At 64.0% G+C, this 20,397-nt stretch carries 19 protein-coding genes; 15 read left to right on the top strand and 4 right to left on the bottom strand.

Annotated features, from left to right (window positions below; all coding sequences use genetic code 11):
- The first annotated feature begins 2 nt into the window (after nucleotides 1-2).
- From AWB65_RS24335 to AWB65_RS24325, 3 genes are read left to right on the top strand one after another with little or no spacing between them, the layout of a single operon-like run.
- Entirely contained in the window at nucleotides 3-509 is a 507-nt protein-coding gene (locus tag AWB65_RS24335) for a YbaK/EbsC family protein (RefSeq protein WP_087669583.1), read from the top strand.
- A 35-nt stretch (nucleotides 510-544) separates the two neighbouring features.
- The gene (locus AWB65_RS24330; protein ID WP_235007742.1) at nucleotides 545-1,105 is read left to right on the top strand and encodes a DUF1289 domain-containing protein; all 561 of its coding nucleotides are present in this window, start codon (nucleotides 545-547) and stop codon (nucleotides 1,103-1,105) included.
- A complete protein-coding gene (locus AWB65_RS24325; protein ID WP_087669581.1) occupies nucleotides 1,102-2,013 on the top strand; it encodes an MBL fold metallo-hydrolase in 912 nt (303 codons plus the stop codon). Before AWB65_RS24330 ends, AWB65_RS24325 begins: the two co-directional genes overlap by 4 nt.
- A gap of 162 nt (nucleotides 2,014-2,175) precedes the next feature.
- Here AWB65_RS24325 and AWB65_RS24320 read toward each other — a convergent pair whose 3' ends face one another.
- Nucleotides 2,176-3,066 (bottom strand): alpha/beta fold hydrolase, encoded by an 891-nt coding sequence (locus tag AWB65_RS24320; RefSeq protein WP_087669580.1) that lies wholly within the window; start codon nucleotides 3,064-3,066, stop codon nucleotides 2,176-2,178.
- Nucleotides 3,067-3,350: 284 nt separating this feature from the next.
- Between AWB65_RS24320 and AWB65_RS24315 the strand changes: the two genes are divergently transcribed.
- Entirely contained in the window at nucleotides 3,351-4,313 is a 963-nt protein-coding gene (locus tag AWB65_RS24315; RefSeq protein WP_087669579.1) for an NAD(P)H-dependent flavin oxidoreductase, read from the top strand.
- A gap of 69 nt (nucleotides 4,314-4,382) precedes the next feature.
- Here the strand turns inward: AWB65_RS24315 and AWB65_RS24310 are convergent, their stop codons facing one another.
- Nucleotides 4,383-5,465, bottom strand: a complete 1,083-nt coding sequence (locus AWB65_RS24310; protein ID WP_087669578.1) for a porin — start codon at nucleotides 5,463-5,465, stop codon at nucleotides 4,383-4,385.
- A gap of 472 nt (nucleotides 5,466-5,937) precedes the next feature.
- Nucleotides 5,938-6,333: a hypothetical protein gene (locus tag AWB65_RS24305; protein WP_087669577.1), complete on the bottom strand. Its 396-nt coding sequence runs from the start codon at nucleotides 6,331-6,333 to the stop codon at nucleotides 5,938-5,940.
- 502 nt (nucleotides 6,334-6,835) lie between these two features.
- Here AWB65_RS24305 and AWB65_RS24300 point away from each other — a divergent pair.
- The 9 genes from AWB65_RS24300 (at nucleotide 6,836) to AWB65_RS24260 (ending at nucleotide 14,493) form a co-directional block, all read left to right on the top strand.
- A complete protein-coding gene (locus AWB65_RS24300) occupies nucleotides 6,836-7,855 on the top strand; it encodes a bile acid:sodium symporter family protein (RefSeq protein ID WP_087669576.1) in 1,020 nt (339 codons plus the stop codon).
- A 272-nt stretch (nucleotides 7,856-8,127) separates the two neighbouring features.
- Complete coding sequence (locus AWB65_RS24295) at nucleotides 8,128-9,168, top strand: acyl-CoA dehydrogenase family protein (protein WP_235007741.1); 1,041 nt, start codon at nucleotides 8,128-8,130, stop codon at nucleotides 9,166-9,168.
- A complete protein-coding gene (locus AWB65_RS24290; protein ID WP_087669575.1) occupies nucleotides 9,156-9,932 on the top strand; it encodes a PIG-L deacetylase family protein in 777 nt (258 codons plus the stop codon). The genes AWB65_RS24295 and AWB65_RS24290 overlap by 13 nt, the downstream gene beginning before the upstream one ends.
- Entirely contained in the window at nucleotides 9,929-10,534 is a 606-nt protein-coding gene (locus AWB65_RS24285) for a class I SAM-dependent DNA methyltransferase (RefSeq protein WP_087669574.1), read from the top strand. Before AWB65_RS24290 ends, AWB65_RS24285 begins: the two co-directional genes overlap by 4 nt.
- Before the next feature lie 164 nt (nucleotides 10,535-10,698).
- Nucleotides 10,699-11,706, top strand: a complete 1,008-nt coding sequence (locus AWB65_RS24280; RefSeq protein WP_087669573.1) for a LacI family DNA-binding transcriptional regulator — start codon at nucleotides 10,699-10,701, stop codon at nucleotides 11,704-11,706.
- On the top strand, nucleotides 11,703-12,965 hold the full coding sequence (locus AWB65_RS24275) for an AGE family epimerase/isomerase (protein WP_087669572.1): 1,263 nt from the start codon (nucleotides 11,703-11,705) through the stop codon (nucleotides 12,963-12,965). Before AWB65_RS24280 ends, AWB65_RS24275 begins: the two co-directional genes overlap by 4 nt.
- Nucleotides 12,966-12,970: 5 nt before the next feature.
- Nucleotides 12,971-13,885, top strand: coding sequence for a carbohydrate kinase family protein (locus AWB65_RS24270; RefSeq protein WP_087669571.1), 915 nt, complete (start codon nucleotides 12,971-12,973; stop codon nucleotides 13,883-13,885).
- 82 nt (nucleotides 13,886-13,967) lie between these two features.
- Nucleotides 13,968-14,189, top strand: coding sequence for a hypothetical protein (locus tag AWB65_RS24265; RefSeq protein ID WP_087669619.1), 222 nt, complete (start codon nucleotides 13,968-13,970; stop codon nucleotides 14,187-14,189).
- Between the two features lie 58 nt (nucleotides 14,190-14,247).
- Nucleotides 14,248-14,493, top strand: a complete 246-nt coding sequence (locus tag AWB65_RS24260; RefSeq protein ID WP_087669570.1) for a hypothetical protein — start codon at nucleotides 14,248-14,250, stop codon at nucleotides 14,491-14,493.
- Between the two features lie 12 nt (nucleotides 14,494-14,505).
- Here the strand turns inward: AWB65_RS24260 and AWB65_RS24255 are convergent, their stop codons facing one another.
- Entirely contained in the window at nucleotides 14,506-15,150 is a 645-nt protein-coding gene (locus AWB65_RS24255) for a glutathione S-transferase family protein (RefSeq protein ID WP_087669569.1), read from the bottom strand.
- Nucleotides 15,151-15,396: 246 nt separating this feature from the next.
- Between AWB65_RS24255 and AWB65_RS24250 the strand changes: the two genes are divergently transcribed.
- Nucleotides 15,397-18,981, top strand: a complete 3,585-nt coding sequence (locus AWB65_RS24250) for an indolepyruvate ferredoxin oxidoreductase family protein (protein WP_087669568.1) — start codon at nucleotides 15,397-15,399, stop codon at nucleotides 18,979-18,981.
- A gap of 1,025 nt (nucleotides 18,982-20,006) precedes the next feature.
- On the top strand, nucleotides 20,007-20,397 hold a 391-nt coding region (locus AWB65_RS24245), incomplete at its 3' end, for a T6SS effector phospholipase Tle3 domain-containing protein (RefSeq protein WP_445344297.1).

Genomic DNA, 20,397 nt, shown 5'->3' with positions numbered 1-20,397 from the left:
CAATGAACGACATGCAGAACCTCGAAGCGTTGCCCGATTCGGCCCGGCGCGTCGCCTTGCTGTTGCAGGAACGCGGCCACGCGAGCCCTGTCGTGATGCTGCCCGAGACCGGCAAGACGTCGGCGGAAGCGGCGGCGGGCCTCGGCTGCTCGGTGGCGCAGATCGCGAAATCGATCCTCTTTCGCCGCCGCGACGACGACGCGCCGGTGCTCGTGATCGCGAGCGGCGTGAATCGAGTCGACGAAAAAAAGGTCGCGGCGCGTGTGGGCGAACTGGCGCGCGCGGACGCGAAGTTCGTGCGCGAGAAGACCGGCTATGCGATCGGGGGCGTCTGTCCGATCGGCCACGCGAGCCAGCCCGTCACGCTGATCGACGAAGACCTGCTCGCGCTCGACAGCCTGTGGGCCGCGGCCGGCCATCCGCACGCCGTGTTCAATCTCACGCCGCAGGATCTCGTTGCGCTGACGGGCGCGCCTGTCGTCGATGTCGCGTTGCGCGAGCCTGCATGAACGCGGTCGCGTCGCCGTGTATCGACGTCTGCCGGATGAACGCGGCGACCGGTTTCTGCGACGGCTGCTTTCGCACGATCGACGAGATCGCGCAGTGGTCGGCGCTCGATGACGCGGCGAAGCAGGCGGTGCTGCGCAGAAGCGAGAGCCGTCGCAAGGGCGGCGCGCGCGTCGTCGTGATCGGGGAGCGCTTTTCCGCGACGCTCGTTCTGCCGCCCGATTCGATCAAATCGTTCGCGACGCTCGTGAACGACCAGAACCCGCTGCATCACGACGACGCCTACGCCGCCACGAGCCGCTTCGGCTCGCTGATCGCATCGGGCACACAGCCGACCGCGCACATGATGGCGATGCTCGCCACGCACTTCTCGCACTACGCGCAGCCGCTCGGCCTCGAATTCGGCGTGAAGTTGACGCGCGCGGTGAAGGCGCACGACGTGCTCACGATGACGTGGCGCGTCACCGATGCCAAGTGGAAAGCGAGCCTCAAGGGCGACCTCGTCGCGCTCGAAGGCGAGGCGTGCAATCAGCACGGCGAGACGGTGATGAAAACGACTGCGACGATCGTCGTCATGCCGAAAGAGAGGCGCGAATGATCGCCTTGCCCGCATCGATGCGCGTGTTCGAGCGCGGCTGGCTCTCGTCGAACAACGTGCTTTTCATCGACGACGAACGCACCGTCCTGGTCGATACCGGCTACGCGACGCACGCCCCGCAAACGCTCGCGCTCGTGCAGCAGACGCTCGGCGCGCGCAAGCTCGATCTGATCGTGAACACGCACCTGCATTCGGACCACTGCGGCGGAAATGCACTGCTGCAAGCCGCCTACGATTGCGAGACGCTGATCCCGTCGACTGAAGCCGACGTGGTTCGCGACTGGGACGAAGACGTCCTCACCTTCCGCGCGACCGGCCAGCGTTGCGATCGCTTCGCATTCAGCGGCACGCTGACCGCCGGATCACGCCTTCGGCTGGGCGGCCTCGACTGGTCCGCGCTCGGCGCGCCCGGCCATGATCCGCATTCGCTGATGCTTTATTGCGCCGACGAACGCATCCTCATCAGCGCCGACGCGTTGTGGGAGAACGGCTTCGGCGTGATCTTTCCGGAGATCGAAGGCGAAAGCGGTTTCGCCGAGCAGCGCGCGGTGCTCGACCTGATCGCGACACTCGATGTCCGCGCTGTCGTGCCGGGCCACGGCGCGCCATTCACCGACGTGTCGCGCGCGCTCGACACGGCATCGTCGCGGCTCGACTATCTGCGCGTCGATCCCGCGCGCAACGCGAAGAACGCGCTGAAGGTGCTGATCGTGTTCAAGCTGATGGAAGTGCGCGCGATGCCCTTCAATGCGTTGCTGGACCTGACCGCGTCCGCGCGCGTGATGCGAGCCGCAGCGGATCTGCTCGCGTTGCCCGAAGCGAGGCCCGCGTTGCTGAAACAGTGCGTGGAAGAACTGGCGCGCGGCGGCGCAGTGAGAATCGATGGCGACGCGGTACTTGCTGCCTGACCAAAAAAAAGAAAGCCGCTTGTCAGCTACGGCAAGCGGCGTAATTTATAGACGTGATCAGCGTCGATTGCATCGTAACGCGAGCCAGAATGACGTGCATCGGTGCTTTCCCTACAAAATTTTAACGCGCACATGTACGGCAGATAACCGCTCATGGTTGGCTCAACGCTCACTCGCTTCAAAGAACGACAGCACCTCTTCAAGTAACGCCTGAGGTTCTTCTTCAGGAATGTAGTGGCCGCAAGGCAGCGCGCGGCCGCTCACATCGCGCGCGACGCGGCGCCATTCGTCGAGCGGTTCGAAGCAGCGTTCGATCACACCCTCCTTGCCCCACAGCACACGCAGCGGACACGCGATCTTGTGTCCGCGTTCAAGATCGGCGCGATCGTGTTCGAGATCGATCGATGCCGACGCGCGGTAGTCCTCGCACATCGCGAACACCGCGCCCGGCGACGCGAGCGCATCGCGATACGCCTGCAACGCATGCGGCGCGAACGGCTTGAGCCCTGCGTGGCGGCTGCCCATCACGCGTTCGATATACGCATTCGTATTCCCGCCGACCAGCAACTCCGGCAACGGCGACGGCTGGATCAGAAAGAACCAGTGGAAGTACGCGGTCGCGAATTCGCGATTGGTTGCTTCGTACATCGCGAGCGTCGGCGCGATGTCGAGCAGCATCAGTCGATCGATGGCTTCGGGAAAATCCAGCGCCATCCGGTGCGCGACTCGCGCGCCGCGATCGTGCGCGCATACAAGGAACCGTTCGAAGCCGAAGTGGCGCATGACCGCGACCTGATCGGCGGCCATCGCGCGCTTCGAATACGGCTTGTGCTCGGCGTCGCTCTTGGGCTTGCCCGACGCGCCGTAGCCGCGCAAGTCGGTCGCGATGACCGTGAAATGCTGCGCGAGAACCGTCGCGCACTTGTGCCAGATCTCATGCGTCTGCGGATGCCCGTGCATCAACAATAATGGCGGCCCGCTGCCGCCCTTCATCCCGAAAATGTCGGCGCCAGCGGCATCGACACGAAACGGCTGATAGTCCTCGAAGGGCATGGTGGCGTTCTCGTCGTGGCGGGTGCGGACCATTGTATGCGCGCCGCACGCCGCGCAACGCTTGACCAGCATGACTTTCGACGAAACCGAAGACTTCCTCGGGAATGCTCCGGGCATCGCCCGGCCGACGGATCGCCTATAATCGAACGATCGTTCTATAGTGGCGCGCGGCGGTCGGTTCAAGCGCGCCTATTTCTCAAAATAATGCTGGCGTGCGATTTTTTCGGGCAGCGGTCGTAGAATTCACCGACCACGCATCGCACGTCGAACAGGAGACACACGTCATGGCATTACCCGCCGTCCTGCAACATCTCGCGCTGCCGGTCGTGGCCTCGCCGATGTTCATCGTCAGCTATCCCGAACTCGTGCTCGCGCAATGCAAGGCGGGCATCGTCGGGTCGTTTCCGGCGCTGAACGCGCGCCCTCCCGAATTGCTCGACGAATGGCTCACGCAGATCCAGGCATCGCTAGCCGAGCACAAGGCGGCTCATCCGGACGCGAACATCGGGCCGATCGCGGTGAACCAGATCGTTCATCAGTCCAATGCGCGGCTCGAACGGGACGTGCGCGTGTGCGTCGAGCACGAGGTGCCGATCTTCATCACGAGCCTGCGCGCACCGGTCAAGGAGATGATCGACGCCGTCCACAGCTACGGCGGCATCGTGCTGCACGACGTGATCAACATCCGCCACGCGCAGAAGGCGCTGGAAGCGGGCGTCGACGGGCTGATCCTCGTCGCGGCGGGCGCGGGCGGACATGCGGGCACCACCTCGCCGTTCGCGCTCGTCGGCGAAGTGCGGCGCATCTTCGACGGGCCGATCGTGCTGTCGGGATCGATCGCGAACGGCGGCTCTATCCTCGCCGCCCAGGCGATGGGCGCGGACCTCGCCTACATGGGCACGCGCTTCATCGCGACGCGCGAGGCGCACGCGCACGAGAGCTACAAGAGCGCTATCGTCGATGCGAGCGCCGCCGACATCATCTACACGAACCTTTTCACGGGCGTACACGGCAACTACATCCGCGAGAGCATCGTGAACGCGGGGCTCGATCCCGAGGCGCTGCCCGAATCGGACAAGACCGCGATGAATTTCGGCGACGGCTCGAGCAAGACGAAGGCGTGGAAGGACATTTGGGGCGCGGGACAGGGCGTCGGGCTGATGCACGACGTGCCGAGCGTCGGCGAGCTCGTTGCGCGGCTGAAGCAGGAGTATGACGAGGCGAAGGCGCGGATCGGCGTGGCCTGAACCTGCTTTTCAAACGACAACACCGCGTCCCAGGACGCGGTGTTGTCGTTTTGGCGGAACGCCTTGCGCTTAGAACTTCGCGCGCAGGCCCACGCCGTACGTGTTGCCCGACGAGATGCTCGTGTACTTGTCGTTCAGGTACGCGGCGTAGACGTCGGTGCGCTTCGAGAGCGGGTAGTCGTAGCCGACGGCCCAGCTCTTGTGCGTCTGGTCGAGGCCGCCGTTGCTGCGCGAGTATGCATACGACGCCATCACCGTGCCCGGCCCGACCGGCACCGTCACGCCGCCCTGCCCCGTGTTGACGTGGAAGCTGCCGGTTTCGATGTCGTTCTTCGTGTACATGTACTGCAGGAAGAATTTTACGTACTTCAAGTCGTACGAGGCGCCCGCCTGCGCGACGCTCTGGCTCTTGTAACCCGCGACGAGCGTCGAGAGATCGCCCGGCGTGTTGTTGTAGTTGACGTACTGGTAGACGCCGGTCGCCGCGAACGGGCCGTGGAAGTACAGGAACTGCGCGCTGTACTTCTTCGAGCGGCCGTCGCCCGCCTGGTTGCCGAAGCTGTACATCGCGCTGCCGGACAGGCCGCTGAAGTCGGGCGTCGTGTACTGCACCGAGTTGTTCCAGCCTGAATCGCCGACGACGCCCTGGTCCGTCGTGTACGTCGGGAACGTGCCCTGGCCGAGGAACACGTGGTAGACCATCGGCGAGAAGACGTACGAATCGATGAACGGGTTGAACAGGATCGTCGAGACGAAGAGTTGCGTCGTCAGGCGGCCGGCGGTGAACGTGCCGTACGGCGCCTGGATGCCGACGTAGGCGTTACGCGCAAAGAACGTGTCGCCGGTGAAGCGACCGTACTGGCCGTTCTGGGCGCGGAAGAAGCTTTCGAGGGTGAAGATCGCCTTGTAGCCGTTGCCGAGGTCTTCGGCGCCCTTCAAGCCCCAGTAGGACGTCGACATGCCGCCGCCGCTCACGTTCCAGGCGCGATCGCTGCCGGGGAACTTGGTGGCGCCCACCCATTCGTCGACCTGCCCGTAGAGCGAAACACTCGATTGCGCCTGCGCCGAGCCGGCCGCAAGCATGCCGAACGTGGCGGCGATTACGGTGGCCTTGACCGTTGCCTTAAGCGCACGGTTGACGGTTGGCTTCATGAACTCTCCTGTCGTTTGTCAAAAGTTAAAGCGTTGGCGGGCAAGCCTCATGACTTGCCTCGTCAGACCGGCGTGATGGGTTGTACCGCTGGGCTTGCGGCCTTCTCTGGAGCGGGACCATCTTTACGGATCATTTTTCCGGCCAAAATTCTTTTTGGTTATTGCGGGTATAGCGCTTCGCGTACTAAGGGCTTTTCGCGCTTCCTCTACGACGTGAATTCACAAGCGATACGCAACGCTTACAACGCGCCTGCGGCCCATGCCACGAGGCGATGCGCCGCGAAACGAACGATCGATGAATATGAGATGACACGCGCAGGCCGCATTGTCGGTGCGCGCAAAAAAGAGGGGAATTGTTGCGAAGGGTATTGGGCGCGAGTGTGGCGCGCTTACGTCACAGACGCGGGAAGTCTGGACGTGGCATTAATTTTTTGTTGTGGACAAGAGGAAGACGCGTGTGCCCGACCGCAGATTAGTTGCGGTAAGTCGCGTTGGAAGGCGCGCGGGAGTCGTCGCTTGGACGGCTTTGCGGACGAGGGATACTACGCTCCTCGTTGTAGCGCGCGATGTCGGCACGGATCGATCCAGACCCGCGCATCGGAACCGCTTGTTCGGCGCGCGGCACACCGCGCACTTCCGCGCTGATCGGCGTCAGGCCGTCCTTGGCGCCGACCTGCGTGAATCGCAGCGTCTGAGGCGTTTTGTGCGCGAGGTCCTGACTGGGCGCAGCGCGTTCCGCCGGACCGCCAGCGGTCAGCCAGACGCCGCCCGGCGTACCAGCGAGCGCAAGCGACGCCACCACCGTGACCGAACCGATCGCGGTGCCAACGAACCATCGAAACGTCTTGCGAAAGCCTATGGGCGCCATGTCGATACTGCGTATTGTCCGACGTGAACCGGCTTCTCGGGCGGCGAAAACTCGCGCGGACGACCAAGCAACCGGTCGTTGTCGGAGCTTTGCGAATGCCCCATTGGGGAGAATGGGCGCACCCGGCAACCGGTGTATCGACAATTTATGGCCCCACGCCTCGCGAGTCGAGCCAAAAAGTGTTAGACCTGCTCAATGGTTGTAACACCATGTTACTACTAGGTTTTTTGGCGTTTCAGGCATGCGTGGAAACGCTGAATCGTGTGATGAGATGACCATTTATTAGCGGGCTCGAATGTTGCGAGTGCCGCTTTCCGCGCGCGGCAGCCCATGCCGGGAGCGCATTAATCGATCACTTAAATGAATTTGCTTGTTAAATGACAAAGCAGCGAAAATACTGGTTTTCCTGACTTGACGTTTTGCACGACCGTGCTGGTTCGACGGTTTGCACGCGACGCCCGGTTTTTTCGCAACCCCATGCACATTCGAGTGCGAGATTTTGATGGCGCGCCCAAAACTTCTCCCCGATAACTTCACGCTTGCCCTCGTGGGTACCGTGATCATCGCGAGTCTTCTGCCGTGCCGGGGCACGGTCGCGGTCGGCTTCAACTGGCTGACCAATTTCGCCATCGGCCTGCTGTTTTTCCTGCACGGCGCAAAACTCTCGCGCGAGGCGATTGTCTCGGGCGCGATGCACTGGCGGCTGCACCTCGTCGTGCTGCTCAGCACGTTCGCGATGTTCCCGCTCCTCGGCCTCGCGCTCAAGCCGATCCTGACGCCGCTCGTCACGCCCCAGCTCTACATGGGCATCCTGTTCCTTTGCACGCTGCCTTCCACGGTGCAATCGTCGATTGCGTTCACGTCGATGGCGAAGGGCAACGTGCCCGCCGCCGTGTGCAGCGCATCGGCGTCGAGTCTGCTCGGCATCTTCATTACGCCGGCGCTCGTCGGGCTCGTGGTGCACAGCCACGGCGCGACGACCGGCTCGCCCTGGCACACGGTCGGCAATATCACGCTGCAACTGCTCGTGCCGTTCATCGCCGGCCAGGCGCTGCGGCCGGCGATCGGCAAATGGATCGACCGCAATCGCGCGATGCTGAAATTCGTTGATCAGGGGTCGATTTTGCTCGTCGTGTATGTGGCGTTCAGTGAGGCCGTCAACGAAGGCATCTGGCATTCGATGTCGCTTGCCACGCTCGGCGGGCTGCTCGTCGTCAATATCGTGCTGCTCGCGCTCGCCATTTTCGCGACGGCGTTCGCCGCCAAACGCCTGGGCTTCAGCCGCGCCGACCAGATCACCATCATCTTCTGCGGCTCGAAGAAGAGCCTCGCGTCCGGCATTCCGATGGCGAAGGTTATCTTCGCCTCGCAGGCGGTCGGCGCGGTAGTGTTGCCGCTGATGCTGTTCCACCAGATCCAGTTGATGGTGTGTGCCGTTCTGGCGCAACGTTGGGGCGCGCGCCGCACGGCCGCCGAGAAAGCGCGCGAGCCCGAGCGCGCGGCCGCGCCGGTGCGTCGCTGAAGTTTGCAAATCCACTGTCGCCTCCCGCAAAAGCCCTGAAAGCCGCCTCGTGCGGCTTTTTTGCTATTTGAGCCTGCGCGGCGCGTTCCGTCGATTCGTCCGATCGACATAGGCTCAAAGCACGAAATCGTGCGTTTGGCGTATTCCATCTGGCCGACTGGCGCCCGGGCATGCGCATTGCCACACTTTGTCCATCGCAAAGTCACGGCAGGGCCGACAGGGAGAACCACCATGTTGAACACACGCAGCAAACGCAGCTTTCGAGGGGCGCCATGCCAGCGGTCATGAACCGGCCAGCCGATTTGCACGCGTTCCTGCGCGAATTGCGTTTTGCACGCGGCTCGGCGGAAGAGACGGCTGGAGCGTTGCGCTCCCTCATCGACGCGGGTTTCGACCGGATTCCGATGCCGGGCGGCGGCGGCACGCTCGAACGGTGGCGGATGCTCGGCACGGTTGCGGCGTGCGATCTGGCGCTCGTGAAACTGTATGAAGGCCACACGGATGCGCTCGCAATCCTCGCCGAGCTGAACGGTATCGATCCCGGCGAAGGCAACGCCTGGGGCGTCTGGGCCGCCGAACCGCCGAACGCACGCCTCGGTGCAAAAAGCGCAGACGGCTCAAACGGTGAGAACCGCATCACGCTGCACGGCACGAAGGCGTGGTGCTCCGGCGCCGCTTTCATCACGCACGCTCTCGTGACCGCCTGGAACGAACGCGACGAGGCGATTCTCGCCGCCGTCGACCTGCGCCAGCCGGGCGTGCGCGTGACGAGCGAGGGCTGGATGGCGGTCGGCATGAATGCGAGCGCGAGCGTAGACGTGCACTTCGACAACGCTCGCGCCGTGCAGATCGGGCCGCCACGTGCCTATCTCGAACGCCCGGGCTTCTGGCAAGGCGGCGGGGGCATTGCGGCATGCTGGTTCGGGGCGGCATCGGCGATCGGTGAGTTCGTCCGGCGCGACGCCGCCCGGCGCGCCGATCCGCACAAGCTCGCGCATCTCGGCGCAATTGATACAGCGCTGAGCAGCGCCGCGAGCCTACTGCGCGACACCGCCGCGCGCTTCGATCACGAGCCACGCACCGACGCTATCGCCCCGGCGCTGCGCGCGCGGCTCGTCGTAGAGCGCGCCGCAACCGACGTCCTCGCCCACGCAGGGCGCGCGCTCGGCGCCGCGCCGCTCTGTCGCAACGCGCATTTCGCCCATCTGATGGCGGACCTTCCCGTGTTCATCCGGCAAAGCCACGCGGAGCGCGACGAAGCCGCGCTCGCCGAGCGCATCGTGAACGATGAGCGCGGATCATGGGAGCTGTAATCGTGAACGACAACCAGGATCGCGTGATCGCCGGAGACGGCACGTCGGAGGCCACCTGGCAAAGTTGGGCGCGGCTTGCCACGCTGCCGGAAGTCGACCCCGCGACGCTCGTGCCCGCAGGCGCGCGCGCGGTCATCGTGGCACCGCATCCGGACGACGAAGTGCTCGGCACCGGCGGCCTGCTCGCGAAACTCTCGGCGCTGGGGCGCAAGGTGCTCATCGTCGCCGTAACCGACGGCACCGCAAGCCATCCGGGCTCGCCCGTGTGGCCGGAAGAGCGCCTGGCCGACGTCCGCCCGCAGGAAACGCGCGAAGCCTTGCAGCGCCTGCACATGCGCTACGTCCAGACGCTGCGGCTCGGTCTGCCCGACGGCGGCGTCGAGCGGTTCGAAGCGCAACTAGCGGCAACGCTCGGCGAACATCTGCGTCCCGGCGACGTGGTTTTCGGCACCTGGCGCCACGACGGCCATCCGGATCATGAAGCGGTCGGGCGGGCGGTATCGTCGGAGGCGGAGCGGCGCGACCTGCCGTTCGTCGAGATTCCGGTGTGGACGTGGCACTGGGCGTCGCCCGACGATTCGCGCGTGCCATGGAGCCGCGCGCGCCGCATCGTCCTCGACACCGACACCCACGCGCGCAAGCTCCACGCCGTCGAGGCGTTTCGCAGCCAGCTCGAAACCGATGCTGCCACCGGCCGCGCGCCGATCCTGCCGGATCACGTGCTCGCGCGGCTCACGCGGCCTTACGAGGTGGTTTTGATATGAGCCGCGAGCCGAACGCCCAAGAATACTTTGACGGTCTCTACCAGCAAAGCGACGACCCCTGGCTCCTGCGCAAGCGCTGGTACGAACGCCGCAAGCGGGCGCTCACGCTCGCGATGCTCCCCGTCGAGCGCTACGCGAAAGCCTATGAGCCCGGCTGCGCAACCGGCGAACTGACGGCCGAACTCGCCACACGCTGCGACACGCTGCTCGCCGCTGACATGAACGCCGACGCCGTCGAGCATGCGCGCCGCCGCGTCGCGCACTTGAGCCACGTGCGGATCGAGCAGCGCTCAGTGCCCGACGACTGGCCGGAAGGCCGCTTCGACTTGCTGGTGGTGAGCGAACTCGCCTATTACCTCGACGACGGCCAACTTTCTCGCCTCGCAAACCGGCTGACCGATTCGCTCGCACCAGGCGGGACCGTGATCGCGTGCCACTGGCGGCAGCCGATTGAAGGCTGGCCGCATTCCGGCGATTACGTTCACGACGAATTGAGCGTAAAGCTTCCGCTCGCGCGCTTGTCGCACTACCAGGACGAGGACATGATTTTGGACGTGTGGTCGTCGGATGCGGCTTCCGTGCATCGGCGGGAAGCTGTTTAAGCCTTTTTTACTAAACAAAATCAACCCGACAAAACCCATACAGAACAAGCCTCTACTGGTTTCCTCTAGGTCTCTGATACGCTGTCTTGCGCCCGTTTTACTATACAATCGCCGCAACGAAGCGAACCCGCCGTCGGACGATAAACAGGACTCAGAGAAACCAGATGGGCACCACCATTCGCGATGTCGCGCGTGCGGCCAGCGTCTCGATCGGCACCGTGTCGAGAGCGCTGAAAAATCAGCCAGGCTTGTCCGAAGCGACGCGCGTACGTGTCGTCGAAGTCGCGCAGCAACTCGGCTACGATTCCGCGCAACTGCGCACCCGTATCCGGCGCGTCACCTTCCTCCTGCACCGGCAGCACAACAATTTCGCAGTCAGCCCGTTTTTCTCGCACGTTCTGAACGGCTTCGAGGAAGCGTGCCGCGAACGACGGCTCGTGCCGTCCGTCCTCACCGCCGGTCCGACGCAGGATCTCGCGCAGCAAATGCGCCTGCACGCGCCGGACGCCATCGCCGTCGCGGGCTTCGTCGAGCCTGAACTGCTCGTCCACCTGCATTCGCTGAACCGTCCTACCATTCTGATCGACCTGCGCGCGCCCGGTTTCCGCTCGGTCAATATCGACAACATCAAAGGCGCGTCGCTCGCGATGCGGCATCTGTTCGCGCTCGGCCGGCGGCGCGTCGCGTTCATCGGCGGATCGCTCGCGCATCACAGCATCTCGCAGCGCGCGCTCGGCTACCGGCTCGCTTATTTCGAAGCCGGATTACTCTTCGATCCGATGCTGGAAATCAACACGCAGCCCGGTCTCGCCGCCGATCTGGCCGCCGCCGACGCCATGGAACGCCTAATCGTGCAGGCGCGGGAGCAATCGAATCCGCTCCCCGACGCCGTTTTCGCCTATAACGATGCAGCGGCCCTCGCCGCGATGCGCGTTTGTGTCGCGCACGGTTTGCGGGTGCCGGAGGACATTGCGTTCGTCGGTTTTGACGATATTCCGGCGGCCGCGCAGAGCACGCCGCCGCTGTCCACCGTGACGGTCGACAAGGAAGCGCTCGGTCGGCGCGGCGTGGAATTGCTGCTCGAAGACAATCTGAACTCACTCGACCCGGCCGACACGCTGGTGCCGGTAAATTTCATCCCTCGCGCGAGCTCCGGCTCGACCACGACATGAACTCGACCGCTACAACCGTCGCACCGGACGCTGCCAGCACCCCAGCCAGCGCGCCCATCGACTTCCGCAGCCGCGACTTCCTGCTCTCGCACGTGCGCGACACACTCGCGTTTTACGCACCCACCGCGCACGACCCGTCCGGCGGCTTCTTCCACTATTTCAAGGACGACGGCCGCGTCTACGATCGCACGACGCGCCACCTCGTCAGCAGCACGCGCTTCGTCTTCAATTACGCGATGGCCTACCGCCATTTGGGTGACGCCGCGTACCAGGACGACGCCCGCCACGCGTTCGCGTTCCTGCGCAGCGCCCACTGGGACCCCGCGCTCGAAGGCTACGACTGGGAAATCGAGTGGCGCGACGGCGCGAAACGCACGCTCGACGGCACGCGCCACTGCTACGGCCTTGCGTTCGTGCTGCTCGCGTGCGCGCATGCGTCGATGGCGGGTATCGACGAAGCCACGCCGATGATCAACGAGACGTTCCATCTGCTGGAGCGTCGCTTCTGGGACGCCGACGCCGGCCTCTACGCCGACGAAGCCACGCCCGACTGGCAGCTTTCGGACTATCGCGGGCAGAACGCCAACATGCACGCGACCGAAGCGCTCCTCGCCGCCTACGAGGCGACCGGCCACGTCATCTATCTGGATCGCGCGGAAAAAATCGCGGGGAACATCACGCTGCGGCAGGCGAAGCTGTCGAACGGACTGATCTGGGAGCACTTCGGAGCCGACTGGTCGGTCGACTGGCATTACAACGAATCCGACAGCACGAACATTTTCCGTCCGTGGGGTTTCCAGCCCGGTCATCAGACGGAATGGGCCAAGCTCCTGTTGATTCTCGAACGCCATCGCGCGTTGCCGTGGCTCGCGCCGCGCGCCATCGAACTATTCGACGCCGGTTTCAACCGCGCCTGGGACAGCCGCCACGGCGGGCTGTACTACGGCTTCGGCCCCGACAACACCATTTGCGACCACGACAAATACTTCTGGGTGCAGGCGGAAAGCTTCGCCGCCGCCGCTCTGCTCGGCGCGCGCACGGGCCGCGAACGCTTCTGGGACTGCTACGACGAGCTCTGGCGCTATAGCTGGGCGCATTTCGTCGATCACAAATACGGCGCGTGGTTCCGCATCCTGACCTGCGACAATCGCAAGTACGGCGACGAAAAGAGCCCGGCCGGCAAGACCGATTACCACACGATGGGCGCGTGCTACGAGGTGTTGAACGCCCTCGGCACGCCCGAAACAAGCAAACGGTGAGACAAATGGCAGCAGAAAACCAGACTCTTCCTACCTTCGTCTCAGCCGGCGACATCCTCACCGACATGATCCGCACCGACACCTCGACGTGGCTCTCGCGTCCGGGCGGCGCGGGGTGGAACGTCGCGCGGGCGGTGGCGCGTCTTGGCCTGCCGACGGCCTGCGCCGGCTCGCTCGGCGTTGACAATTTCTCCGACGATCTGTGGAACGCAAGCGTCACGGCCGGTCTCGACATGCGTTTCATGCAGCGCGTCGAGCGTCCGCCGCTGCTCGCGATCGTTCACAAGACGCAGCCGCCGACGTACTACTTCATGGGTGAGAACGGCGCCGATCTCGCCTTCGATCCGTCGAAGCTGCCGTCCGGCTGGATGGAACAGGTCAAGTGGGCGCATTTCGGCTGCATCAGCCTCGTGCGTCAGCCGCTCGGCGCGACGCTCGCGGCGCTTGCCGCGCAACTGCGCGCGCACGGCGTGAAAATCAGCTTCGACCCGAACTACCGCAACCTGATGGAAACCGGCTACGAGCCGATCCTGCGAAACATGGCGTCGCTCGCCGACCTGATCAAGGTTTCGGACGAGGACCTGCACATGCTGTTTCGCGGCATCCCCGAGGCGGACGCGCTCGCGCAGGTCCGCGCGATGAACCCGCAGGCGAGTGTGTTCGTCACGCGCGGGTCGAGCGAGGCGGCGCTCTATGTCGGCGACGAAGTGTTTCGCGCGAAGCCGCCGGTGGTGCAAGTCGCGGACACGGTCGGTGCGGGCGATGCGTCGATCGCCGGGTTGCTCTACAGCCTCATGGCGCGCGAAGGCGGCTGGGGCGAGCACCTGCGTTTCGCGCTCGCGTCGGGCGCGGCGGCGTGCCGGTTCCCGGGCGGTCACTCGCCGTCGCTGGAAGAAGTCGAGGCGTTGCTGAAACCATAGTTCGAAGGCGAGCCGTCCATGTCACGCACGCTGCATATCAGCGTGCTAGCATGAATTTCCTCTGCGCGGAGCCAACATGGACATGGACGACACGATCTACACGAAGGGCCTCTACACCGCGACGCTCGGCGTGCGCGCCACCGACTTGGGCCAGTACCAGGGGCTCGTCTCGCTCGCGCGCGACGACGGCGAGGAGACGGACGCGACGCTCTACGAAGTCGATGCATCGTCGGAGAACGAAGCCGAGGCGCTCGAAGAAGCGCGCGCCCTTGCGCACCGGATTCTCGGGGAAATCGAACTATAAGCAGACAGCCGGCGGCGCTCGCGTCGCGCGGGCGCTCCTGGCCAGATCGGAGGACATCATGCCGGAACAGCTCTTTCTCTATGGCGTCTATGCGATCCACGTGCGGCCGCTCGAACTGCAAGGCGCGCGCTGGGACGCCGAATACGAAATCCGCCATCACGAAAAAGCCGTCAAGACGTGGACGACGGTCGGCGGCGACGGCGGCTTGGAGAAACCCGCTGACGCGATTGATCTCGCGCACAAGCAGGCCATCGCCGATATCGAAGCGGGCGCGGGCATTCCGAAGCCGCGCGCGTTTCCCTGAATCCTGGAGCGCCTAAGGCCGCACGCTGGCCGTCCCGGTATGCGGCTTGAGTGAAAGCCGCTCCGCCTCGCGATGATCGATCGCCGCCGCGCGCTCGTGCCCGTCGCGGGCCACCGCTCGATCGACGTAATCCGATAACGCCCCGCCCGGCTCGATCAGCTTCGCCATGTAAGCGATCTGCAGCGTGCTCGCGACGAGGATGTCGGCGGCGGTGAAACGCTCGCCGACGAGCCACGGCCCCTCCTTCAGCGCCCCTTCGATCGCGTGCTCGACGCGTCCCAGATCGCCCCAGCCGAAGCTCACCGTGTTGCCCGGCGCGCCCGTCATGCGCTCGGCCATCGCGGGTTCGAGGCAAGCGCCGGTGAAAAACATCCATTGCAGGAAACGCCCGCGCAGCGGATCGCCGGGCGGCACGCCGAGCTGCGCGTCGGGGAATTTGTCGGCGAGATAGAGCAGCACGGCGCCCGATTCCGCGACGGTCACGCCGTCGTCGTCGAGCGCGGGCAGCTTCGACATCGGATTGACGCGGCAGAACGCCGGCTCGTTCTGATCGCCCGCGCGGATGTTCACGAACGCGAAGTCGTACGGCACGCGCAGTTCCTCCAGCATCCACAGCGCGCGGAAGGCACGCGTTTTCGGCCAGTAGTAGAGCTTCATCGGCGGATCGTCCTTGGGCGTTTAGGTGCTGTTCAGGTTACCCCAACACGCACCGCCAAACGTGCGGGTTAACGCGGATACGGCACCCACGCGGGTGAATCTCGCTCCTCGATCTCGAAAAGCGGCGATTTCCTTTCCGATAACGAGATACCTGCGGGAAGTGAGCAAAAAAATTCCGGTTTTGTCAGCGAAGAATGGAGTCCTTGCGCACCCCACGCTACTTACATAACTCAAGCCGGAGACTTCATGAACGCGCGCGTTCCCTTAGAAGCCATCAACGACGGCCATACCCCGGCCCTGTCCGATTACAAGCTGACCGACAACCTGTCCGCCACGCGCGGCCGCATCTTCCTGACGGGCACGCAGGCGCTCGTGCGGCTCGTGCTGATGCAGCGCGTCGCCGACCGCGCCGCGAATCTGAACACGGCGGGCTTCGTCAGCGGCTATCGCGGCTCGCCGCTCGGCATGGTCGACCAGCAATTGTGGAAGGCGAACAAACTGCTCGCGTCGCATGACGTGCGCTTTCTGCCCGCGATCAACGAGGAACTCGGCGGCACCGCCGTGCTCGGCACGCAACGCGTCGAATCGGATGCGGAGCGGACCGTCGAGGGCGTTTTCGCGATGTGGTACGGCAAGGGCCCGGGGGTCGATCGCGCGGGCGATGCGCTCAAGCACGGCAACGCGTACGGCTCGTCGCCGCACGGCGGCGTGCTGGTGGTGGCGGGCGACGATCACGGCTGCGTGTCGTCGTCGATGCCGCACCAGAGCGATCACGCGATGATCGGCTGGAGCATGCCGGTCGTGAATCCGTCGAATATCGCGGACATGCTCGAATTCGGCCTTTACGGCTGGGCGCTGTCGCGATTTTCGGGCGCGTGGGTCGGCTACAAGGCCATTTCCGAGACGGTCGAATCCGGCTCGACCGTCGATCTCGACGCGATCCAGACCACCTGGAAAGCGCCGCAGGACTTCGTCACGCCGGCGGGCGGCCTGCACAACCGCTGGCCGGACCTGCCGAGCCTCACGATCGAAGCGCGCCTCGCCGCCAAGCTCGACGCGGTACGCCACTTCGCGCGCGTGAACAGCATCGATAAGTGGATTGCGCCGAGCGCGCAGGCGAACGTCGGCATCGTGACGTGTGGCAAGGCGCATCTCGATTTGATGGAAGCGTTGCGTCGGCTGGATCTCACCGTCGACGATCTCGATCAGGCGGGCGTGCGCATCTACAAGGTCGGCCTCTCGTTTCCGCTCGAAACCACGCGGCTGGAAACATTCGTCGAAGGGCTGTCGGAAGTGCTGGTGATCGAGGAGAAGGGCCCGATCATCGAGCAGCAGATCAAGGATCACCTCTACAACCGCATATCCGGCGCGCGGCCGATCATCGTCGGCAAGCATGCGCAGGATGGCGCGATGCTGCTGTCGTCGCTCGGCGAGCTGCGCCCGTCGCGCGTGCTGCCCGTGTTCGCCGACTGGCTCGCGCGTCACAAGCCCGCGCTCGATCGCCGCGAGAAAGTCGTTGATCTGGTCGCGCCGCAGATTCTCTCGAACGTCGCCGATTCGGTGAAGCGCACGCCCTACTTCTGCTCGGGCTGCCCGCACAACACGTCGACGAAGGTGCCGGAAGGCTCGGTCGCGCAGGCAGGGATCGGCTGCCACTTCATGGCGTCTTGGATGGAGCGCGATACGACCGGCCTGATCCAGATGGGCGGCGAAGGCGTCGATTGGGCGTCGCACTCGATGTTCACGAAGACGCCGCACGTCTTCCAGAATCTCGGCGACGGCACGTATTTCCACTCCGGCATTCTCGCGATTCGGCAGGCGGTCGCGGCGAAGGCGAACATCACGTACAAGATTCTCTATAACGACGCCGTGGCGATGACGGGCGGCCAGCCGGTCGATGGGAGCATTTCCGTGCCGCAGATCGCGCGTCAGGTCGAGGCTGAGGGCATTGCGCTCCTGGTCGTGGTCAGCGATGAGCCGGAAAAGTACCAGGGTCACGAAGACCAGTTCCCGCGCGGCACGACCTTTCATCACCGCGGCGAACTTGACGCCGTGCAGCGCCGCCTGCGCGACACGGCGGGCGTCACGGTCCTGATCTACGACCAGACGTGCGCGGCGGAAAAGCGTCGTCGCCGGAAAAAAGGCGAGTTTCCCGACCCGGACAAGCGTCTTTTTATCAACGAGGCGGTCTGCGAAGGCTGCGGCGATTGCGGCGTGCAGTCGAATTGCCTGTCGGTCGAACCGGTTGAAACCGAACTGGGGCGCAAGCGCCGCATCGATCAGTCGTCGTGCAACAAGGATTACTCGTGCGTGAACGGCTTCTGCCCGAGCTTCGTCACGCTGGAAGGCGCGAAGGTGAAGAAAGCGGCCGGCAATGCATTCGATCCCGAAGAACTCGCGCGACGCGTCGATGCGCTGTCGATGCCGAAGCAGCATCTCGATAATGCGCCGTACGACATTCTGATCACCGGCGTCGGCGGCACGGGCGTGGTGACGGTTGGCGCGCTGATCAGCATGGCGGCGCATCTGGAAGGCAAAAGCGCGTCCGTGCTCGATTTCATGGGCTTTGCGCAGAAAGGCGGCTCGGTGCTGTCGTTCGTGCGCTTTGCCGCGACCGACGCGCTGCTGAATCAGGTCCGCATCGACACGCAACAGGCCGATGTCCTGCTCGCGTGCGACATGGTGGTCGGCGCGAGCGCGGACGCGTTGCAGACGGTGCGCCACGGCCGCACGCGGATCGTCGTCAACACGCACGCGATTCCGAACGCGAGCTTCGTGCAGAACCCGGACGCGAATCTCCACGCCGACGCGCTCCTCGACAAGATGCGTCACGCGGCCGGCGCCGAGCGCATGCAGACCTGCGACGCCCAGGCGCTCGCGACGCGTTTTCTCGGCGACACGATCGGCGCGAACATTCTGATGCTCGGCTACACGTGGCAACTCGGCCTCGTGCCGGTGTCACACGCCGCGCTGATGCGCGCGATCGAGCTGAACAACGTCGCCGTGCCGATGAACAAGCTGGCGTTCGCCATCGGGCGGCTGGCAGCCGCCGATCTGAACGCGCTCGACACGCTGCGCAAGTCGGCGCAGGTGCCGCGCGTCGAAATGGCCGCGATGCCGTTGCCCGCGCTGATCTCGGATCGCGAACAGCGTCTCGCGGAATACGGCGGCGCGAAATATGTCGAGCGGTATCGGAAGCTGGTGAATGCGGCGGCGACGTCGAAGAACGACGCGATCACGCGCGCCGTCGCGACGACGTTTTACAAACTGCTCGCGGTGAAGGACGAATATGAAGTCGCGCGCCTGCACGCCGATCCGGCTTTCCGCGCGGCGCTCGAAGCGCAGTTCGAAGGCACGGCGGGGCAGGATTTCACGGTGAAATTCAATCTCGCGCCACCGGCTTTGTCGAAGGCGGAGTATGGCGGCGTGCCGCGCAAGAAGGTGTTCGGTCAGTGGCTGTGGCCGGTGCTCGGGACGATGGCGAAGTTCCGTGGACTGCGCGGCGGTCTCTTCGATCCGTTCGGCAAGACGCTGGAGCGCCGCATGGAACGCCAGCTAGCCGGCGATTACGAAACCACGATGACGCGTGCGCTCGGCGCGCTCACCGCCGATAACGCGAAAGACGTGGAAGCGCTCGCCGCTCTTTATGAGCGCGTGCGCGGCTACGGTCACGTGAAACTCGCGAACCTCGCGATGGTCAAGCGCCGCGAGCGCGATCTGGCTTCGACGCTGCGCATCGAAGCGGCGACGGGCGCGGCAGTGCGCGCATCGCTCGATGAGATGAAGGGCGCCGCGAGCCTGAAGGGGATTCCGGTGGTCGTCGCGAAGTAAAAGCGCAACGCTAGCGCTCGGGGTCGCTATCGAACCCCGTTTCATGCGCTCGTGCTCAGATGGCGGTTGTACTGGTGTCTGTTCGTTGGATTTGTCCCTTCTGGGGCAAATCCAATGCTCCGGGTACGCTAGAGGAGATCCCTTGGCTCGTCATGAAATCGACCGCAGAACCTCTGCGTGATCTCGTATAGAGCGAGCGCCGAGAATCTTCTATTGCAGCGTTACACGGTTCTGTCGTGAGCGTTAAGGCTACGGAAGATCTATCGGAAATTCCGGAATTTTTCCGAAAATCAGATTTATCTCGTTGAGCAAAATCCAGCCAAGTAGTTAATCTCCCGAACACAAAAAAGTGGATAACGGGAGAGAAACGTTCGTGAGTGCGACCACCAAGCAAACCGGCGTAAGTCGTTGCGACGCGCATAAGTTCGCAGCTTCTTCGCGTCACGACACGTACTTTGCCGGTGTGCCACGCACGGCCAGCGTCAAGAACGTGAGCGTCGTTCGGTCCGGCGTTGGCGCGATCTGCGCCGCTAGACGCCTTGCAATCACGGTGACACACCCGCTTGCAGATATGCCGCACAGTGGCTATCTGCACCGATCGGCGAGCTTCGCGAATAGCCACCAAACCGTTCTAAGTCATCAGTCTCCACAGGCACGGGTCACAAGGTACAAGGCGTCATCGCCACTTTCACCTCACTTGCCAGCCTCCTCCAAAAATTCAGACCACTCATGATTTCGCGCTGGAATCGCGCGTGCGCTTTTGTGTGACACCCAAAGTCCAATCGTGACGAAATCCACGCGCAGTCCGCTTAAAACTACAGAGGCTCGCGCTGGGGATTGATTAATCGATTCAAAAAAATGGAGGCTTAATGGACGAAGACGTGAATCAACCGAATGCGAACACCGCGCCGATGGACTCGGCGGACGCGGGCAAGCAACCCTCGAAGCGCTATCAGCACAACGTTGCCACGCGACTCGTGCCCATGCAGATCGATCATCTTGGACGGCGGTTCTGGGAATCGTATATGACGCCCGTGAGTTATCAAGTGCGGGCGCTGGTCGAGATTCCGCCGCATTTGCCGGGGATTGTCATCTTTGTGCATGGGGTGAATTCAGAGGGGGAGTGGTATGACGATGCGGAAATAGCGCTGTGCGCAGGACTCAACAAGCGGTTGAACCGTGACGATCTGGCGTCGAACACTTATGCAACACACAAAGGGGGTAAGCCGATCCCGCGCGCCATTGTCGAAGTCGGGAACTCACCCGTCATCCGCTTTTACTGGGGCTACAGCGCAAAGAAAGGCACCGAAAAACAATGGCGTATTCCGCTTCGAAACGGCAACGGGTTCGACGCTTGGGCGCCGGAGTGCAACGAGGAGTTTGGTCCGTGGTATTGGGGCGGCGGACCCTTCCAGA

The organism is Caballeronia humi (genome assembly GCF_001544475.1).
Taxonomy (GTDB): domain Bacteria; phylum Pseudomonadota; class Gammaproteobacteria; order Burkholderiales; family Burkholderiaceae; genus Caballeronia; species Caballeronia humi.
The sequence above is the reverse complement of the archived record's forward strand: the minus strand, read 5'-3'. Positions and strand labels throughout refer to the sequence as shown.